General features: G+C 59.5%; 15 protein-coding genes. 12 read left to right on the forward strand and 3 right to left on the reverse strand.

Features of this window, described 5'->3' with window-relative positions:
• Window positions 1-186 precede the first annotated feature (186 nt).
• Entirely contained in the window at window positions 187-858 is a 672-nt protein-coding gene (gene rpiA, locus JWQ61_RS03305; protein WP_092396528.1) for a ribose-5-phosphate isomerase RpiA, read from the forward strand.
• A gap of 537 nt (window positions 859-1,395) precedes the next feature.
• Window positions 1,396-2,508: a porin gene (locus JWQ61_RS03310; RefSeq protein ID WP_304359255.1), complete on the forward strand. Its 1,113-nt coding sequence runs from the start codon at window positions 1,396-1,398 to the stop codon at window positions 2,506-2,508.
• Window positions 2,509-2,579: 71 nt separating this feature from the next.
• Here the strand turns inward: JWQ61_RS03310 and JWQ61_RS03315 are convergent, their stop codons facing one another.
• Window positions 2,580-3,662 (reverse strand): YeiH family protein, encoded by a 1,083-nt coding sequence (locus tag JWQ61_RS03315; protein WP_304359256.1) that lies wholly within the window; start codon window positions 3,660-3,662, stop codon window positions 2,580-2,582.
• A gap of 145 nt (window positions 3,663-3,807) precedes the next feature.
• Between JWQ61_RS03315 and JWQ61_RS03320 the strand changes: the two genes are divergently transcribed.
• The 8 genes from JWQ61_RS03320 (at window position 3,808) to JWQ61_RS03355 (ending at window position 14,590) form a co-directional block, all read left to right on the forward strand.
• A complete protein-coding gene (locus JWQ61_RS03320) occupies window positions 3,808-4,698 on the forward strand; it encodes a LysR family transcriptional regulator (protein WP_304359257.1) in 891 nt (296 codons plus the stop codon).
• A 376-nt stretch (window positions 4,699-5,074) separates the two neighbouring features.
• Window positions 5,075-6,133 (forward strand): multiple monosaccharide ABC transporter substrate-binding protein, encoded by a 1,059-nt coding sequence (chvE, locus tag JWQ61_RS03325; RefSeq protein ID WP_304359266.1) that lies wholly within the window; start codon window positions 5,075-5,077, stop codon window positions 6,131-6,133.
• A gap of 314 nt (window positions 6,134-6,447) precedes the next feature.
• Window positions 6,448-7,980 (forward strand): multiple monosaccharide ABC transporter ATP-binding protein, encoded by a 1,533-nt coding sequence (gene mmsA / locus JWQ61_RS03330; RefSeq protein ID WP_304359258.1) that lies wholly within the window; start codon window positions 6,448-6,450, stop codon window positions 7,978-7,980.
• Between the two features lie 18 nt (window positions 7,981-7,998).
• Window positions 7,999-9,216 carry a multiple monosaccharide ABC transporter permease gene (gene mmsB / locus JWQ61_RS03335; protein ID WP_304359259.1) on the forward strand — a complete coding sequence of 406 codons (1,218 nt, stop codon included), beginning with the start codon at window positions 7,999-8,001 and terminating at the stop codon, window positions 9,214-9,216.
• A 127-nt stretch (window positions 9,217-9,343) separates the two neighbouring features.
• Window positions 9,344-11,089: an IlvD/Edd family dehydratase gene (locus JWQ61_RS03340; protein ID WP_304359260.1), complete on the forward strand. Its 1,746-nt coding sequence runs from the start codon at window positions 9,344-9,346 to the stop codon at window positions 11,087-11,089.
• Window positions 11,090-11,115: 26 nt separating this feature from the next.
• Window positions 11,116-12,111, forward strand: coding sequence for an AraD1 family protein (araD1, locus tag JWQ61_RS03345; protein ID WP_304359261.1), 996 nt, complete (start codon window positions 11,116-11,118; stop codon window positions 12,109-12,111).
• A gap of 75 nt (window positions 12,112-12,186) precedes the next feature.
• The gene (locus tag JWQ61_RS03350; protein WP_304359267.1) at window positions 12,187-13,764 is read left to right on the forward strand and encodes an aldehyde dehydrogenase (NADP(+)); all 1,578 of its coding nucleotides are present in this window, start codon (window positions 12,187-12,189) and stop codon (window positions 13,762-13,764) included.
• Between the two features lie 43 nt (window positions 13,765-13,807).
• Window positions 13,808-14,590: an SDR family NAD(P)-dependent oxidoreductase gene (locus JWQ61_RS03355; protein WP_014005295.1), complete on the forward strand. Its 783-nt coding sequence runs from the start codon at window positions 13,808-13,810 to the stop codon at window positions 14,588-14,590.
• A 4-nt stretch (window positions 14,591-14,594) separates the two neighbouring features.
• On the opposite strand, the gene JWQ61_RS03360 is transcribed toward JWQ61_RS03355, so the two are convergent.
• Entirely contained in the window at window positions 14,595-15,536 is a 942-nt protein-coding gene (locus JWQ61_RS03360) for a LysR family transcriptional regulator (protein ID WP_304359262.1), read from the reverse strand.
• Window positions 15,537-15,772: 236 nt separating this feature from the next.
• On the opposite strand from JWQ61_RS03360, the gene JWQ61_RS03365 reads away from it, so the two are divergent.
• A complete protein-coding gene (locus JWQ61_RS03365) occupies window positions 15,773-16,846 on the forward strand; it encodes a porin (RefSeq protein WP_304359263.1) in 1,074 nt (357 codons plus the stop codon).
• Between the two features lie 88 nt (window positions 16,847-16,934).
• The gene (locus JWQ61_RS03370) at window positions 16,935-17,831 is read left to right on the forward strand and encodes an SMP-30/gluconolactonase/LRE family protein (RefSeq protein ID WP_304359264.1); all 897 of its coding nucleotides are present in this window, start codon (window positions 16,935-16,937) and stop codon (window positions 17,829-17,831) included.
• Window positions 17,832-17,833: 2 nt separating this feature from the next.
• On the opposite strand, the gene JWQ61_RS03375 is transcribed toward JWQ61_RS03370, so the two are convergent.
• Entirely contained in the window at window positions 17,834-18,223 is a 390-nt protein-coding gene (locus JWQ61_RS03375; protein ID WP_304359265.1) for a hypothetical protein, read from the reverse strand.
• Window positions 18,224-18,529 lie beyond the last annotated feature (306 nt).

The raw sequence follows: 18,529 nt of genomic DNA on the forward strand, positions 1-18,529 counted from the left end.
TGGTGTTGTGGCAACGTTTTGTGAAATTGCATTCGAAGCTGCAAATCGCGCTGCGTGAAACGATGGAGCAACAGCCCGACGAAAATCACTGAAGTAGGCGAACCGAGGCTTTGTTTTCCGAATTTGCCTTCTCGTTTGGTTAAAATAGCGTCTTTACTTCTTTTTCAAGACAAAGCCATGACTGCCATGACCCAGGACGAACTCAAACAAGCTGTTGCCCGTGAAGCAATCAAATACGTGGTGGATGGCCAGATTGTCGGCGTCGGCACTGGCTCAACCGCCAATTTTTTCATTGATGAGCTGGCCAAGATCAAGCACCGCATCAAGGGCGCGGTGGCTTCGTCGGAAGCGACCGCGGCCCGGCTGCGCGCGCACGATATCGAAGTGTACGACCTGAACCAGGTCGCGACCATGCCGGTCTATATCGACGGCGCCGACGAGATCACTGAGCAGGGCGCCATGATCAAGGGCGGCGGTGCGGCCTTGACGCGCGAAAAGATCGTCGCCTCGGTGGCTGAAAAATTCATCTGTATCGCCGACGGCTCCAAGCTGGTCAAGGTGCTTGGCAAGTTTCCGCTGCCGATAGAAGTGATCCCGATGGCGCAGGCGGTGGTGGCGCGCAAGCTGATCAAGCTGGGCGGCGAACCGCGTTTGCGTTTCAAGGACGGCAAGCCGCTGATTACCGACAACGGCTGCGTGATCATCGACATGGTCGACCTGAAAATCACCGATCCGATCGAGCTGGAACGGCAAATCAACCAGATCACCGGGGTGGTGACAGTCGGTTTGTTTGCCCAGCAAGGAGCGGATGTCTGTTTGCTGGGAACTCCGGATGGCGTGAAGACGCTAAAGTTCTGATAAGGACTGCAGTCGCACGGAATTGAAAAGGGCCCGATTTCGGGTCTTTTTTTTTGCGCCGAAAGCCAGAGTGGCAGTTCCCATCGGCAATTCGGCCGGCGTATGCGATGCGCATAAACTGTTGCAATGCCAAAACTAAAATAATTGTCACAAATGACATTTTCCTGCGGCCGCTATATCCGGTAGCCCAATCGGAATGGCAAATCCATGTCGATTACTTGATACAGGTCAGCACGGTCGTCGCTTATTCCAGAGAATGCGGCGATTCCGTTTATTGCTCATGTACTAGTTCAAATAACGTATATGTCTAGTCATAAATGTCATAAACGGCTGCCAAAAAACAACAAGTATGGTCAACTTCACCTAAATTTTTCTTTTATTTTAAAGAAGGCTGTAAATATCAATGCAATTTTCTTATGGATAGGTAATATCTAGGCCGTTCCACTTGTAACAATTAGTAACGCTGCTAAAAACGTTGCCAAAATACTCAAGCTGGACACCGGGATAAGATTATTTACATACCAATAAAGGGTAGAAATGAAAAAGACCGTATTCGCACTAGCCGCCCTCGGCCTGATCGGCGCCAATGCACAAGCACAAACCAACGTCACCATCTATGGCGTGATCGACGCTGGCCTTACTTACACCAGTAAAGTCGGTCCAAAGAACGACAGCCGCATCAGCCTGGATTCCGGCGATATGGCGACTTCCCGTATCGGCTTCCGCGGAACGGAAGACCTGGGCGGCGGCTTGAAAGCCATTTTCCAGCTGGAAAACGGTTTCAATGCAGACGACGGTTCGCTCGCTACCGCCAGCACACTGTTTGACCGTAAAGCGGTAGTCGGCCTGTCCGGCAGTTTCGGTACCGTCACCCTCGGCCGTCAGACCGATTACCTGGATGACATCGGCAGCAAATACACTTCGGTGCAGACATTCGGCAGCAACGGCATCAAAGCCGGCCATTTCAATAACCTGGACCGTGTCGGCGGCGTCCGCGCCAATAACTCGATCCGCTATGACAGCGCCAACCTGAGCGGCTTCACCGGCAGCCTGTTCTATGGTTTCGGCGAAGTTGCCGGCCAGACTTCGGCAGGCCAGTCATTCGGCCTGGCAGGTAACTATGCGAATGGCCCGTTCGGCATCGGCCTCGGTTACTTCCAGACCAAGCTGGCTGCCGATGCGCTGCCTAGCAAGGCTGGCGACACCGACCTGAAAACCTTCACCCTCGGCGCCAGCTACCAGGCTGGTCCGGCCAAGATCTACGGCGCATGGTCGCAAACCAAGCGTCCATTGGCTGCCGCGCTGGCGGCGACCGGCCTGGTCAACATCACTACCGCGACCAAAGCCAACATTTTCGACCTGGGCGTCGATTATTCGCTGACCGGCAACCTGCATCTGCTGGCCAGCGTGATCTATGATCGCGCCGATCTCAGCCGCAGGACAGCAGGTTCGACCAAGGGCAAGACTACCCAGCTGAACCTCGGCGTGGATTACTACCTGTCGAAGCGCACTGACCTGTACGCTCTGTACACCAACCAGCGCGCTAACGACGTCAACAACCCAGGTGTGATCAACGCTGCATACAGCAACGCACCGGCGGACGACACCAGCCAGAACGTATTGCGCGTGGGCCTGCGCCACAAGTTCTGATTGTTGTAGCTAACTAGCGGCAACAGGCAGTATGGGCGGGGAAGCGAATATGCTTCCCCGCCATTTTTTTATCAGGCCAGCCAACGCAACACCAGCATATTGATCAAGGCGCCGCCGACGATCAGCCAACCGAACAACACCGCCGCAAATACCAGCGGTTTGACTCCTGCAGTGCGCAGCGAGGAAAAATGGGTGGATATGCCCAGCGCCGCCATCGCCATGGCCAGCAACACATTGTCTGCATCGTTGACATGCGACACCAGCGCACTCGGCAGCAGGTGCAGCGAATTGAACGCCACGATCGCCACAAAACCGAACGCGAACCAGGGAATCGCCAGGCGGCCTTTTGCGCTGCTGCCTGCTTTCTTGGCGGCGCAGCTTTTCTTCGAGATGTAAGCCGACAGCAGCATCAGGAACGGCGCCAGCATCATCACCCTCACCATCTTGGTAATCACCGCCGTATTGGCCGCATCGGGGCTGATGGCGCGGGCCGCGGCCACCACCTGGGCCACTTCGTGCACGGTGGAGCCGGTAAAGATGCCATAGGCTTGCGGCGAGGCCGCCAGGAACTGCCAGTGCAGGTTCAGCTGGTACAGCAGCGGATAGAGAAAGATCGCCAGCGATCCGAACACTACGACGGTAGCCACCGCTACCGTCACCTGCGCCGGCCGTGCCCGCAGCACCGGCTCGGTAGCCATCACGGCGGCCGCGCCGCAGATCGAGCTGCCGGCGCCGATCAGCATGGCGGTTTCGCGATCCAGCTTGAATACGCGGGTGCCAAGCAGCAGCGCCATGCCGAAGGTAGAGCACAGGACCAAGGCGTCGATCAGCACGCCGCTCAACCCGACGTGGCCGATATCCTGGAACGTCAGCCGGAAACCGTAGAGGATGATGCCCAGCCGCAGCAGGTTTTGCTTGGAAAAATTGACGCCGGCGGCGCAGGAGGGGGCAATCCGCTGGTAACCAAGGTTACCGGCCAGCATGCCGAGCACGATGGCCAGGGTCAATGCGCTGAAGCCGTGCGCCTGCAGCCAGTCTATCCTGGCGGCGGCGATTGCGGCTGCCGCAATCAGGGCGCTCAGGGCCAGTCCGGCCAGCAGCGGGGGAGGCGTTTTTGCGGGGCGGGATGTTGTTGTCAGCGTCGAGGTGTTCACTAGGACTTCCAATTCAGATGCGGCCATGCCGCCATGGAAGTCACTATAGCTATTTGATATCTAAAAGAAAAACAGATTAATTTTGTATGATCTACCTATTATGCAGGTAGATTGATCTTGATAAACGCTTCAGACAAAGGCCAACATGCGTCTCACCATCAGGCAATTGCAGATTTTCCTGGCGATAGCCCATTCCGGCAGCACGACAGCGGCGGCGGAACAGATCGCCTTGTCGCAGTCGGCTGCCAGCGCCGCCCTGAACGAGCTGGAAAACCTGCTCGACTGCCGCTTGTTCGACCGCGTCGGCAAGCGCCTGATCCTCAATGACAACGGTCGCCTGCTGCTGCCGCAGGCGGGCCAGGTGGTAGATGCCGCCAAGACCATAGAACAGCAGTTCCTGACGCCAGGCATGGCGCAGGGCGGCGGCCTGCAGATCGGTTCCAGCACTACCATTGGCAGTTATCTGCTGCCTGCGCTGATTGCTGCTTACCGACAGCAGCACAGCGAGCTGCAAGTGCGGGTGACGATCGCCAATACCGCCGACATCGTCGCCGCCGTGGTCAATTTCGAAGTCGACGTCGGCCTTATCGAAGGCCCGAGCCATGCCGCCGACCTGCAGGTAGAACCGTGGATGGTCGACGAGCTGCTGGTGGTCGCTTCGCCGCAGCATCCTCTGGCCGGCGGCGACCAGAAAGTCGGCCTGGGGCAACTGCGCCAGGCCGAATGGCTGTTGCGCGAGCCAGGCTCGGGCACGCGCGAAGCCGTCGAGCAAGCCTTGCTGCCGCATCTGCACCATTTGCGGCAAAGCTATGAATTCGGCAACTCGGAAGCGATCAAGCACGCAACCGCAGCCGGCCTCGGCATCAGCTGCCTGTCGCATGCGGTGGTGGCCGATTTCTTGCAAAGTGGACGGCTGGTGGAGCTGAAAACATCGCTGCCGAGATTGCACCGGCACTTCTACCTGGTCCACAGTAAGCACAAGATACTGTCGCTGCGGCTGATGCAGTTCCTGGCGTATTGCCGCAGCTGGTCCTGAATATCCGGCGTTTCCACCTGTTGTATGTGGCTGTCTTGTCAATGCTGATATCAAAATGGGTATCGGTTGCGATAAAAAAGTGATTAGTAAGACCAGCCAAGTGTTTTTACACTGGCTTCGGTATTTATTCTCTTGAGATTGGCGGCGAAAAGCCCGTCGCACGATTTTCTTCTTCACTATATCGATACCTGAAACCGTATCGAAACTACGAAAAAATTCATTTGTTTGATATCAATGATGTTCGTAAGATAGTGAGGAATTTCATCAGGAAAGGTCTATATTTACTGTTACCCGGCAACGGACCACGCAGTCAATGCAGGTGCATCACAATGTTCTGGCGCAAGATCAAAATAACTAAAGGAGACAAGCTGTGAAAATGATTAAAACGACGATTGTTGGATTGCTGATTGGCGTATTCGGCCTGGTGTCCCAGGCTGGCGCGCAAGAGAAGGGCCCGATCGGCATTTCGATGCCTACCAAATCTTCCGCACGCTGGATCGCCGATGGCGACAATATGGTCAAGGTATTCAAGGAAAAAGGCTACAAGACCGACCTGCAATATGCTGAAGACGACATCCCGAACCAGCTGGCGCAGATCGAGAACATGGTGACCAAGGGCGTCAAGGTCCTGGTGATCGCCGCGATTGACGGCACTACCTTATCCAATGCCTTGCAAAAAGCCGCCGACAAGGGCATCAAGGTCATCGCCTATGACCGCCTGATCCGCGGCTCCAAGAACGTCGACTACTACGCCACTTTCGATAATTTCCAGGTCGGCGTGCTGCAAGCCGGCTATATCGAAAAAACACTTGGCCTGAAAGAGGGCAAGGGCCCGTTCAATATCGAACTGTTCGGCGGTTCGGCTGACGACAACAACGCCTTCTTCTTCTACAACGGCGCGATGTCTGTGCTGCAGCCGTATATCGATAAAGGCAAGCTGGTGGTGCGCAGCAAGCAGACCGGCATGGACAAGGTTTCGACCTTGCGCTGGGACGGCGCGGTAGCCCAGGCGCGCATGGATAACCTGCTCAGCGCCTACTACGGCAACGCCCACGTGGATGCAGTGCTGTCGCCGTACGACGGCATCAGCATCGGCATCCTGTCATCGCTCAAAGGCGTAGGCTACGGCACGCCGAAGCAGCCGATGCCGATAGTGACCGGCCAGGACGCCGAAGTCCCTTCGGTGAAATCGATCGTGCGCGGCGAGCAGCGCCAGACCGTGTTCAAGGACACGCGCGAACTGGCCAAGGTGACAGTCGGCATGGTGGACGCCATGCTGAGCGGCAAAGCGCCTGCCATCAATGATACCAAGACGTATAACAATGGCGTCAAGATCGTGCCTTCCTACCTGTTGAAGCCAGTCAGCGTCGATGCCTCCAACTGGAAGCAAGTGCTGGTCGGCAGCGGTTATTACACCGAAGCCCAGATCAAATAAGTGGCGACTGCGGCGTAGCAATAGGGAGCCGATCTTTAACGATCTGTAGCGACAAGAGTCTTGTTTGGCCGGACCTTGCAATCCGCAGAAGCGTGTTGCAAGGTCCCGGAGTCAGGCGCTGGCGAAGGTTTGAGATAAGGGCGTGTTAGGAAATAAGTTGAACATTTGTGCTGGCCGTAGCCGGCGCGCTGCTGCGTTAGCCGCCGCTTGCAGTGCTCGCACTGCGGCGCGTCATCTGCCTTGCTTCGCATCCGGCTACGACCGCCCAAATATCCAACTTATTCCCTAACAGGCCCTAAGCGAGGTAACAACAGATGGAAACCATCCTGGAAATGCGCGGGATCGGGAAGACATTCCCGGGAGTCAAAGCATTGGACAATGTCAACCTGGCAGTCCGTAACGGCGAGATCCACGCCGTGGTCGGTGAAAACGGCGCCGGAAAATCCACCTTGATGAAAGTATTGAGCGGCGTCTATCCGCACGGTTCCTATACCGGCGAGATCCGCTTCGAGGGGCTGGCGCGGCAGTTCGACGGCATCGCCGACAGTGAAAAGATCGGCATCATCATCATCCACCAGGAATTGGCGCTGGTGCCGCTGCTGTCGATTACAGAGAATATTTTCCTCGGCAACGAACAGGCCACAAACGGCGTGATCGATTGGGAAGTGTCCTACGCCAAGACCAAGGAACTGCTGACCAAGGTCGGCTTGAAGGAATCGCCCAGCACGCTGATCACCAACCTCGGCGTCGGCAAGCAGCAGCTGATTGAAATCGCCAAGGCGCTGTCGAAGCAGGTCAAGCTGCTGATCCTCGACGAACCGACCGCCAGCCTGAATGAAAGCGACAGCGACGCCTTGCTGGATCTGCTGCTGGAGCTCAAGGCGCAGGGCATATCCTCTATCCTGATTTCCCACAAGCTCAACGAAATTTCCAAGGTCGCCGATTCGATCACGATCCTGCGCGACGGCTCCACGGTCGATACCCTGGATTGCCACAAGGAAGTGATCAGTGAAGACCGCATCATCCAGAACATGGTCGGACGCGAGATGGCTGACCGCTATCCGAAACGCAGCCCGGAAATCGGCGAGACTATATTCGAGGTCAAGCAATGGTCTGTTTACCATCCGATCCATCCTGAGCGGCAGGTGATCAAGGGCGTCGATTTTAATGTCAGGAAGGGCGAGATCGTCGGTATCGCCGGCTTGATGGGCGCCGGCCGCACCGAACTGGCGATGAGCATCTTCGGCCGCGCCTACGGCCAGCGCATCAGTGGCAAGGTGTTTTTGCGCGGCAAGGAAATCGACGTCAGCAACGTGCAAAAAGCCATCGACAACGGCATCGCCTATGTCACCGAGGACAGGAAGGGCTACGGCCTGATACTGGACCAGGACATCAAGAAGAACATCACGCTAGCCAATCTGAACGGCATTGCGGACAACAGCGTAATCGACGAAGGGCGCGAATATTCGGTGGCGGCGGACTATCGGCGCCAGCTGAAGATACGCTGCTCGAACGTGTTCCAGAAAGTGCTGAACCTGTCCGGCGGCAACCAGCAGAAAGTGGTGCTCAGCAAATGGCTGTTTTCCAACCCCGATGTGCTGATCCTGGACGAACCGACGCGCGGCATCGACGTCGGCGCCAAGTACGAGATCTACACCATCATCGACCAGCTGGCCCGCGAAGGCAAATGCATCATCATGATTTCATCGGAAATGCCGGAACTGCTGGGCATGTGCGACCGGATCTATGTCATGAACGAGGGAAAATTTGTCGGCGAAATGGCGGCGGCGGAAGCATCCCAGGAAAAAATCATGCGCGCTATTGTGAGAAACGAGTGCGTAAAGTGAAGAACGGAGACAACTGAAATGAACCACGATATTGTAGCGCCGGCAGCCAGCGAAAACCGGCCCCAGCCCGCAGCCGAAAAGAAGGAATACATCGGCTTCCTGAAGAACAATATGCGCGAGTACGGCATGCTGATGTCGCTGATCGCGATCATGGCGTTTTTCCAGTACATGACCAACGGCACCCTGATGCAGCCGCTGAACCTGACCAACCTGGTGCTGCAGAACAGCTATATCGTCATCATGGCGCTGGGCATGCTGATGGTCATCGTGGCCGGCCATATCGACTTGTCGGTGGGCTCGGTAGTCGGATTCATCGGTGCGCTGGCGGCGGTGCTGATCGTCAACCTGCACATGAATTTCGTACTGGCCAGCATCCTCTGCATCCTGGCCGGCGCCGTGATCGGCGCGGCCCAAGGATATTGGGTAGCATTTTTCAAGATACCGTCGTTCATCGTCACCCTGGCCGGCATGCTGGTGTTCAAGGGATTGACGCTGGCGCTGCTGCAGGGGCAATCGATAGGGCCGTTCCCCGACGATTTCCAGATGCTGAGTTCGGGCTTCATCCCGGATCTCTTCAGCGCCGCCGATTTGCGCATCACTTCCCTGCTGGTGGGCGTGGCGGTCGCCGCCATCATGATCTTTGTCAAGGTCCGCGCCCGCACCAAGCAGACCAAGCACGGCATGGAAGACGAACCTTATGTGTTCTTCATCTTGAAGAACGCGGTGTTTGCCGCCGTCATCATCTTTTTCAGCTACCTGCTGGCGTCCTATAAAGGCATGCCGAATGTGCTGATCATCATGTTCCTGCTGATGGTGGTGTATACCTTCGTCGCCAACCGCACCACGATCGGGCGCCGCATCTATGCGGTCGGCGGCAACGAGAAGGCCGCCAAGCTGTCCGGCATCAAGACTTCGCGCGTATCGTTTTACACCTTTATCAACATGGGCATGCTGGCTGCGCTGGCGGGGCTGATTTTCGCGGCCCGCCTCAATACCGCCACGCCCAAGGCCGGCACCGGCTTCGAGCTGGATGTGATCGCGGCCTGCTTCATCGGCGGCGCGTCGGCTTCCGGCGGCGTCGGCAAGGTCATGGGAGCGGTGATCGGTGCTTTCGTGATGGGCGTGATGAACAACGGCATGTCGATCATGGGCATCGGCATCGATTATCAGCAGGTGATCAAGGGGCTGGTATTGCTGGCCGCGGTATTTGTCGACGTCTACAACAAGAACAAATAGCAAGGCGGCCGCGGCTTATTAATCATTGTTCACCGCGGCCGGCGATTTTCCATATTTCAATTTTAAAGCTGGCGTCCGTCTCGATGCGGACGGATGCCGCCCTGACAATTTCAAGAGGAAGCCAAAGATGACTGTCGATAAAAAGCGTCCGCTGCGCTCGGCCGAATGGTTCGGCAGCAATGACAAGAACGGCATGATGTACCGCAGCTGGATGAAGAACCAGGGAATTCCCGACCACGAGTTCCAGGGCAAGCCCATCATCGGCATCTGCAATACCTGGTCGGAGCTGACGCCGTGCAACGCCCATTTCCGCAAGATCGCGGAACACGTCAAGCGTGGCATTTCGGAAGCGGGCGGATTTCCGGTGGAGTTCCCTGTATTTTCCAACGGCGAATCGAACCTGCGGCCGACCGCCATGCTGACCCGCAACCTGGCCAGCATGGACGTGGAAGAATCGATACGCGGCAATCCGATGGATGCGGTAGTGCTGCTGGTGGGCTGCGACAAGACCACGCCGGCCTTGCTGATGGGCGCCGCCAGCTGCGATATCCCGGCGATCGTGGTGACCGGCGGCCCGATGTTGAACGGCAAGCACGAAGGCAAGGACCTGGGTTCCGGCACCGCCGTCTGGCAGCTGAGCGAAGCAGTAAAGGGCGGCGAGATCAGCATGCACCAGTTCCTGGCGGCCGAAGCCGGCATGTCGCGCTCGGCCGGCACCTGCAACACCATGGGCACGGCTTCCACCATGGCTTGCATGGCCGAGGCACTGGGCACATCGCTGCCGCACAATGCGGCGATTCCGGCAGTCGATGCGCGCCGATACGTGCTGGCGCACATGTCGGGCATGCGGATTGTCGACATGGTGTGGGAAGACTTGCGCTTGTCGAAGATACTGACCCGCGAAGCGTTTGAAAACGCGATCCGGGTCAATGCCGCGATCGGCGGCTCGACCAACGCCGTGATCCATCTGAAGGCGATCGCCGCCCGCATCGGCGTGCCGCTGGAACTCGAAGACTGGACCCGCATCGGCCGCGGCACGCCGACCCTGGTTGACCTGCAGCCATCCGGCCGCTTCCTGATGGAAGAGTTTTATTACGCCGGCGGTTTGCCCGGCGTATTGCGCCGCCTGGGCGAAGCGGGACTGCTGCCGCACAAGGATGCCTTGACGGTGAACGGCAAATCGCTGTGGGAAAACAACCAGGATGCGCCTATCTACAACGACGAGGTGATCCGCGTTATCGACAAGCCGTTGATCGCCGACGGCGGCATCTGCATCCTGCGCGGCAACCTGGCGCCGCGCGGCGCGGTGCTCAAGCCGTCCGCCGCCACGCCGGAACTGATGCAGCATCGCGGCAAGGCGGTGGTGTTCGAAGATTTCGCGCATTACAAGGCGCGCATCAACGATCCCGAACTGGAAGTCGACGCCAGCTCAGTGCTGGTGATGAAGAATTGCGGTCCCAAGGGGTATCCCGGCATGGCCGAGGTCGGCAACATGGGCTTGCCGCCGAAACTGCTGGCGCAGGGCATCAAGGACATGGTGCGGATTTCGGATGCCCGCATGAGCGGCACCGCCTACGGCACGGTGGTGCTGCACGTGGCGCCGGAAGCGGCCGCCGGCGGGCCATTGGGGATCGTGCAGGACGGCGACTGGATAGAGCTGGATTGCGCGGGCGGACGTTTGCACCTGGATATCAGTGATGCCGAAATGGCGCAGCGCCAGGTGGCAAGGGAGGCGGTGAACGCCGCAGTGGTGACGGCGCAGAGCGGTTACCAGCGCCTGTACATAGACCGGGTATTGCAAGCCGACGAAGGCTGCGATTTCGATTTCCTGGTCGGCTGCCGCGGCTCGGCCGTACCCAAGCACTCCCACTAAGCGCAGTTCAGTAACCGGAGAAACACATGTTGTTGATTCAATTCAAGCAGGCCGACGGCCAGCGCCGGATCGGCGTACTGGAAGACGACGGCCGCAAAATCCATGTGGTGGAAGGTTTTGCCTCGACTTACGCGCTGGCGCAAGCAGCGATTGCCGGCAGCCGGCCGTTGCAAGAGCTTGCCGCTGCCGCACTGGGCAGCACCGTGCTGGATTACGCCGAGGTGGCGCAAGCCGGGCGCCTGCTGCCGCCGCTGGATCACGGCGACAGCGCCCATTGCTACGTCACCGGCACCGGCCTGACCCACCTGGGCAGCGCCGACGGCCGCGACGCCATGCACAAGAAAATCAGCGATGTCGACAGCCTGACCGACAGCATGAAGATGTTCCGCATGGGCCTGGAAGGCGGCAAGCCGCAGCCGGGACAGGTGGGCGTGCAGCCGGAATGGTTCTACAAGGGCGACGGCAGCATCGTCCGCGCCGGCGAACAGGCGCTGACGATGCCGCATTTTGCGCTGGATGGCGGCGAAGAACCCGAGATCGCCGCGCTATATGTGATTGGGCCGGACGGCACGCCATGCCGGCTCGGTTTTGCGATCGGCAATGAATTTTCCGACCATGTCACCGAGCGCCAGAATTACCTGTACCTGGCGCATTCCAAGCTGCGGGTCTGCGCGGTCGGCCCGGCCTTGCTGCTGGGAGATTTGCCGCCGCACGTGGAAGGCATGTCGCGCATCCGCGACATCAGCGGCCGGGTCCGCTGGGAAAAACCGTTTGTCAGCGGCGAAGAGAACATGTCGCACACCGTGGCCAACCTGGAGCACCACCATTTCAAATATCCGCTGTTCCGGCGTCCGGGCGATGTGCACATCCATTTCTTCGGCACCGCCACCCTGAGCTGTTCGGATGGCATCCAGGTGGCGCCGGGAGAAACATTCGAGATCGACGTCGCTGCCTTCGGGCCGCCGCTGCGCAACCGGCTGGCGGTTGAGACCTTGCCAGCGCCGCGCGTCCGTCAGTTGTAGACTATTCGCTGCATGATGGGATCAGGTATCTCGGAGCCGCAGTCTTTCAATTTTAGGAAAAGCATGGACCTCAGTATGAACATTACCGGCGAATCCCTGATCGGCGCCTCCCGTATCAAAGGCGGGGGCGCTGCCTTTTTTGCTTTCAATCCCGCCACCGCAAGCGATATCGAACCGGCATTCCATACCGCCGGCAAGGTCGAAATCGACTGCGCCTGCGACCTTGCGCGCATCGCTTTCGATCCGTACCGTGCTACCGATCCGGAAACCCGCGCGCGTTTCCTGGAAAGCATCGCGGCAAATATCCTGGCGCTCGGCGACCAGCTGATAGAACGTGCGATGAGCGAAAGCGGCTTGCCGCGCGCCCGGCTGGAAGGCGAACGCGGCCGCACCATGGGCCAGCTCAAACTGTTTGCCGAAGTGCTGCGCGAAGGTTCCTGGCAGGATGCGCGCATCGACCCGGCGCTGCCGGAGCGCCAGCCTTTGCCGCGCGTCGACCTGCGTCTGCGCATGATTGCGCTGGGGCCGGTGGCGGTGTTCGGCGCCAGCAATTTTCCGCTGGCGTTTTCAGTCGCCGGCGGCGATACCGCGGCAGCGCTGGCGGCAGGTTGCCCGGTGGTGGTCAAAGCCCATCCGGCCCATCCCGGCACTTCGGAACTGGTTGGCCGCGCGATTCAGCAAGCAGTGGCCGCGGCGGGTTTGCCGGAAGGCGTGTTTTCCCTGTTGACCGGCGTCGGCAACGAGCTTGGCGCCGCACTGGTCAAGCATCCGGCGATCCAGGCTGTCGGCTTTACCGGCTCGCGCCAGGGCGGGCTGGCCCTGATGGCGGCGGCTGCCGCACGGCCGCAACCGATTCCGGTATATGCCGAAATGAGCAGCATCAATCCGGTGTTCCTGCTGCCGCAGGCGCTGGCCGGCAAGGCTGAAGCACTGGCTACGGCGTTTGTCGATTCGCTGGTGCTGGGCGTCGGCCAGTTCTGCACCAATCCTGGTTTGGTGCTGGCATTGCAAGGACCGGATCTTGAGCGCTTCAGCGCTGCGGCGGCTGAACAGCTGGCGCAGCGCAATGCCGCCACCATGCTGACAACCGGCATCCATCGCGCATATCAAAACGGCGTCGGCCGTCTTGCCGCCAATTCCCGGGTGCGCCAGCTGAGCCAGGGCGTCGCCAGCGATGCAGCCGGCAGCGGCGTGCCGGCGTTGTTCAGCACCAGCGCCCAGGATTTCCTGGCCGATCCGCATTTGTCGGAAGAGATATTCGGACCTGCGTCATTGCTGGTCGCCTGCCGCGACATGGGCGAGATGTTTGCCGTAGCGGAGCAGCTGGAAGGGCAGTTGACCGCGACGCTGCAGATGACGGACGGCGACCATGAAACGGTACGCGGATTGCTGCCTATCCTGGAGCGCAAGGTTGGCCGGATCCTGGCGAATGGTTTTCCGACCGGGGTCGAGGTATCGTATTCCATGGTCCATGGCGGACCGTTCCCGGCGACGTCGGATAGCCGCGCCACCTCGGTCGGCACGGCAGCCATCCAGCGCTTCCTGCGCCCGGTTTCCTATCAGAATCTGCCGCAAGACCTGTTGCCCGCAGCCGTCCAGGACAGCAATCCGCTGGCGATCTGGCAGCGCATCAACGGTCAATTGAAAAAATAAGCTGAACTCATCGGCATCACACCGGAATAACACAGGAGTTGACATGTCCGCAGTAAAAGATACGCAGCTGGCGCATTTCCCCAGCCTGAAAGGCAAGAATGTATTCGTCACCGGCGGCGGCAGCGGCATCGGCGCGGCGATTGTCGGCGCGTTCGCCGAGCAGGGCGCACGCGTGGCGTTCGTCGATATCGAGACCGCCGCCAGCGAAGCTTTATGCGAGCAGCTGGCAGCGGCGGGCCTGCCCAGGCCGCTGTTTCGCCATTGCGATATCCGCGACATCGCGGCATTGCAGTCGACCATCGAAGGATTGGCGCAAGAACTGGGCGATTTCGATGTGCTGGTCAACAATGCGGCCAACGACCAGCGCCACCAGTGGGAAGAAGTGACCGTCGACTACTGGAACGACCGCATCGCCATCAACCAGCGCCCGATGTTCTTTACCTGCCAAGCGGTGGCGCCCGGCATGCGCAAGAAGGGCGGCGGCTCCATCATCAACCTCAGCTCGATCAGCTGGCATCTGTCGAACGGCGGTTATCCGGTGTACACCACGGCCAAGGCGGCGGTAGTCGGCCTGACCCGCGGCCTGGCGCGCGACCTCGGGCCGCACAATATCCGCGTCAATACCGTGTCGCCGGGCTGGGTGATGACTGAAAGGCAGATCGCTTTGTGGCTGGACGCCGCGGGCGAGGAAGACATCAAGCGCAACCAGTGCCTGCCGGGGAAACTGCAGCCTTGGCACCTGGCGCGCATGGTGCTGTTCCTGGCTGCGGATGACAGTGCGATGTGCACCGCGCAGGAATTCATCGTCGACGCCGGCTGGGCTTGAACGTTTAGTAAATCTGCGTCGCCACGTCGCGAATAGTCTGCTGCAGGATCTTGGCGCCCGGCGACAGGATCTGCAGGCGGCGCGTGATGATGCCGAAACCATCCATCTTGCACGGCAGCTCGATCGGCAGTATCGCCAGCACGTTGACCTGGGCGTAAAAGCGCGCCACTTCGGCCGGCATCACATGCAGGAAATCGGTCTGCTGCAGCAGGCTGCTGATGACCAGGATCGCGGTGGTGTCGACCACATTCGCCGGCGGCGCCAGGCCATCCTTGTGGAACATCATGTCGACCCGGTGCCGCAGGATGCTGCCCTTGGGCGGCAGGATCCAGCCGGCGTCGGCGATATCCTTCAATTGCAGGTTGGTGACATGGCGCAGCGGATGGTCGACCCGCGCCACCGCGCATACCGGCTCGTCCGACAGCTCTTCGTATTCGAGGTTGCGGTTGTCTTCCTGGTCCAGGATGCGCGCCACCAGAAAATCGAGCGAGCCGCGCTGCAGCCGCTCCAGCAGGATGTTGCTGCTTTCCACCTCGACCCCGATGCGCAGCATCGGCGCCTGTTGCTTGAGCCGCGCGATTGCCGGCGGCAGCAGCACCATGCCCGGCGACAGGATCGCACCGACATTGACTTGCCCAGACAGCCCGGATTTCAGCGCGGTGATGTCGTCATGCGCGTGCGACAGGCTGGTCAGCGCCATGCGTGAATGGCGGATCATCGCTTCGCCGTAGATGGTCGGCCGCATGCCGCGCGGCAGCCGCTCGAACAGCTGCACATCCAGCATGTCTTCCAGGTCCTTGAGCTGCTTGGAGGCGGCCGGCTGCGTCATGTTGAGCGCTTCCGCCGCGCGATGGATATTGCGCTCCTCGTCCAGCGCGATCAGCAAGAGCAGCTGGCGGGTTTTCAGGCGCGCACGCAGAAACCAGTTGGTGTCGTTGGTAGGCATTGTCGTCTCGCTGGTTGGTTTTTTTATATGCTGCCCGCTCAATCCTTTGATCTTTCCAGTTTGGCGAAGCTCTTAAAATGATACCAAATACAGTATTGATGTAGTGGAAAAATTCATTGGATCGATATCAATCGAATCCTTACTATGAGCCCACATTCACGCCGGTCTGCCGCCATCAAGCCGCAGGCGCAGTCCGGCAGTGGATGAATTCATAATAATTTCAAGGAGACGACCACATGATTCTTTCCAAAACCTTTGCCGCAGCTGGCTTATTCGGTTTGATCGCCGCAGCCTGTAGCCAGGCGCAAGCGCAGACCAATGTCACCATCTACGGACGCATCGATGCCGGCATCGATTTCCAGAGCGGCGTCGCCCTGAAGGATGCCAACGGCAATCCGACCGGCGCCACCGGCAGCAAGTTCGGCACGTCCGGCAACCAGTGGGGCACCAGCATGTTCGGCTTCAAGGGCACAGAAGACCTGGGCGGCGGCCTCGGCGCCTTCTTCCTGCTGGAGTCCGGTTTCAACGCGCCTACCGGGCAGACCAACGGCAGCGCGCTGTTCAACCGCCGTTCCTATGTCGGCCTGAACGGCAGCGCGGGTTCCATCAAGTTCGGCAAGAACCTGTTCATCGTCAACGATGTCTGGTACCTGGATCCGACTGGCCAGCAATTCATCGGCACAGCCAACCTGGTCAAGGGCCGCAACTGGCCGGGCGCCAACAATGTGATCGAATACCAGACCCCGACCTGGAGCGGTTTCAACGCCACCGTGCAAACCAGCCTGGGCGAACAGGCCGGCTCGACCCGCAACGGCCGCAGCGACGGCGTCTCGCTGGTGTACACCAACGCCGGGCTGGAACTGCGCGCCATCTATGACGTGATCCGCGACGTCAACGGCAAGTACAGCGATATCTATGCCGCGTCCAAGGACCTGATCGTGGGCGGCACCTACACCATCGATGCCTTGAAACTGTTCGCCGCTTACGAAAACGTGTCGGCGCCGGACAGTGTTGCCGGCAGCCCCGACAAGATCCAGCATTACTGGATCGGCGCCAACTACGTGCTGACGCCGGCGCTGACCTTGATCGGCGGCGCCTTCCACGCCAAGCTGAACAACGACGGCGGCAGCGGCAACCTGTTCATGCTGGGCGCCAATTACAACCTGTCCAAGCGCACCTTGCTGTACGCCAGCGTCGGCACCGTGCGCAACAAGGGCAATGCCGATTTCTCGGTCGAGATGAGCGGCGACAATCCCCTGGCCGGACATAGCCAGAATGGCGGCTACCTTGGCGTCAGCCATTCTTTCTAAGGCCCGGCTTTGAGGTAAGCTGTCAGTTCCAAGCAACACCACAACGAGGTCGTACAGACCTCGTTGGCATTTCAAGAAGGATGGAGACATGAGCACTGAGACAGCCACCGCCAGCCTGCTGTTTGACGGCAAGCACCTGCTGGGAGAAGGAGTGTTGTGGTGCGACCGCACGCAACGCTTGTTCTGGACCGATATCCTTGGCGCCAGCCTGTGGTGCCACGATCCGGCCGCAGGCACGACCCGCAGCTGGCCGATGCCGGAACGGCTGGCGACCTTTGCCCTGACCGAAGACGACGACCGCCTGCTGCTGGGGCTGGCCTCGCAACTGGCCTGGTTCAGTTTTTCCAATAATGCAGTGACGCCGATTTGCGCGGTCGAGGCTGACATGCCGCATACCCGGCTGAACGACGGCCGCTGCGATCGCTTCGGACGCTTCGTGTTCGGCACCAAGAACGATGCTCCCGGCCTGGCGCGCTGCTGCAGTTTCTACCGGCTCAATGCCGACCTGACGCTGGAGCGCCTGGCGCTGCCGATGGTGGCGATCAGCAACAGCATCTGCTTCAGCCCGGATGGCCACACCATGTATTACTGCGATTCTCCAAGCAAGACGATACGCTGCTGCGACTATGACAGCGTTGCCGGCACTACCAGCAATGATCGCCTGTTCGCCGACCTGCAGCAACAGCCGGGCGAGCCGGATGGTTCTACCGTGGATAGCGAGGGTTACCTGTGGAACGCCCAGTGGGGCGGCCATCGGGTGCTGTGTTTTGCGCCGGACGGCAGCATCGACCGCATGGTCCGGGTGCCGGTGGCGCAGCCCAGCTGCGTGGCGCTGGGCGGAGCAGCGCTGGATACCTTGTATGTGACCAGCGCGCGCGAATCGCTGTCGGACGCCGACTTGCTGGCTGAACCGGCCGCAGGCGGCGTGTTCCAGCTGCGCTTGCCTGGCGTGGGCGGTTTGCCGGAGGGTCGTTTCGGCGGCTGACTTTACAGATAGCTGATGGTCATGACCACCGGACTAAGGGTGGCGCCTGCAGCTGCAGGAGCGACGCGCAGGCCGAGCCGGCTGTTGCCCTGCAAGGCCAGGCGGTAGGCTGTCGCTTCCTCGGTTCCCAGTGTTTTGCCGTCGCGCGTCAGGGTAATAATGGTGGTTGCCGAATCGGCAGAAGTGCCGACGCGCTGGAATGAAACGGCGACAGCGCTGCGTTTGTCGCAGTGAATGTTAATTTGTCCGGCATCGAAACTGCCGGTGCTGCAAGGCGGCTCGACGATGTTGCCGGTGAAATGAATGATGCCGCCATTGGCGCTGGCCATGGCGCCTGAAGCCAGGGACAGCAGGGCGGATGCAGCGGCGAGTTTTAACAGGGCGATGTTCATTGTTACTCCTTTAGATAGTCAAACCCGCAAATACGTTTCCATGTAGAAATGGTACTACATGGAAACTTTAGTTGCCAGTGTTTAACTTGTCTTAATCAGGAGAAACAATAAGTTTTGTCTTGAAAATCCCTTGTCCTAAAAATGCCGCATCCGGAATGTGCGGTCAGGCGGCCAGGATGCGCCCGATCGCCGCGCTGTTGACGGCGATTTTTTCACTGTCCTGGTACAGCAGTTCCACCCGCTGCTGCAGCGGATGCCAGGCTGGCCAGCTCTCGGCCTGGTTGTCGCCGGCGGTTGCTTGCGCGG

The organism is Collimonas fungivorans (genome assembly GCF_028292705.1).
GTDB lineage: Bacteria > Pseudomonadota > Gammaproteobacteria > Burkholderiales > Burkholderiaceae_D > Collimonas > Collimonas fungivorans_B.

Coding starts and splice junctions, on each gene's coding strand:
- rpiA (WP_092396528.1), top strand. CDS start 187: ATGACCCAGGACGAACTCAAACAAGCTGTTGCCCGTGAAGCAATCAAA.
- JWQ61_RS03310 (WP_304359255.1), top strand. CDS start 1,396: ATGAAAAAGACCGTATTCGCACTAGCCGCCCTCGGCCTGATCGGCGCC.
- JWQ61_RS03320 (WP_304359257.1), top strand. CDS start 3,808: ATGCGTCTCACCATCAGGCAATTGCAGATTTTCCTGGCGATAGCCCAT.
- chvE (WP_304359266.1), top strand. CDS start 5,075: ATGATTAAAACGACGATTGTTGGATTGCTGATTGGCGTATTCGGCCTG.
- mmsA (WP_304359258.1), top strand. CDS start 6,448: ATGGAAACCATCCTGGAAATGCGCGGGATCGGGAAGACATTCCCGGGA.
- mmsB (WP_304359259.1), top strand. CDS start 7,999: ATGAACCACGATATTGTAGCGCCGGCAGCCAGCGAAAACCGGCCCCAG.
- JWQ61_RS03340 (WP_304359260.1), top strand. CDS start 9,344: ATGACTGTCGATAAAAAGCGTCCGCTGCGCTCGGCCGAATGGTTCGGC.
- araD1 (WP_304359261.1), top strand. CDS start 11,116: ATGTTGTTGATTCAATTCAAGCAGGCCGACGGCCAGCGCCGGATCGGC.
- JWQ61_RS03350 (WP_304359267.1), top strand. CDS start 12,187: ATGAACATTACCGGCGAATCCCTGATCGGCGCCTCCCGTATCAAAGGC.
- JWQ61_RS03355 (WP_014005295.1), top strand. CDS start 13,808: ATGTCCGCAGTAAAAGATACGCAGCTGGCGCATTTCCCCAGCCTGAAA.
- JWQ61_RS03360 (WP_304359262.1), bottom strand. CDS start 15,536: ATGCCTACCAACGACACCAACTGGTTTCTGCGTGCGCGCCTGAAAACC.
- JWQ61_RS03365 (WP_304359263.1), top strand. CDS start 15,773: ATGATTCTTTCCAAAACCTTTGCCGCAGCTGGCTTATTCGGTTTGATC.
- JWQ61_RS03370 (WP_304359264.1), top strand. CDS start 16,935: ATGAGCACTGAGACAGCCACCGCCAGCCTGCTGTTTGACGGCAAGCAC.
- JWQ61_RS03375 (WP_304359265.1), bottom strand. CDS start 18,223: ATGAACATCGCCCTGTTAAAACTCGCCGCTGCATCCGCCCTGCTGTCC.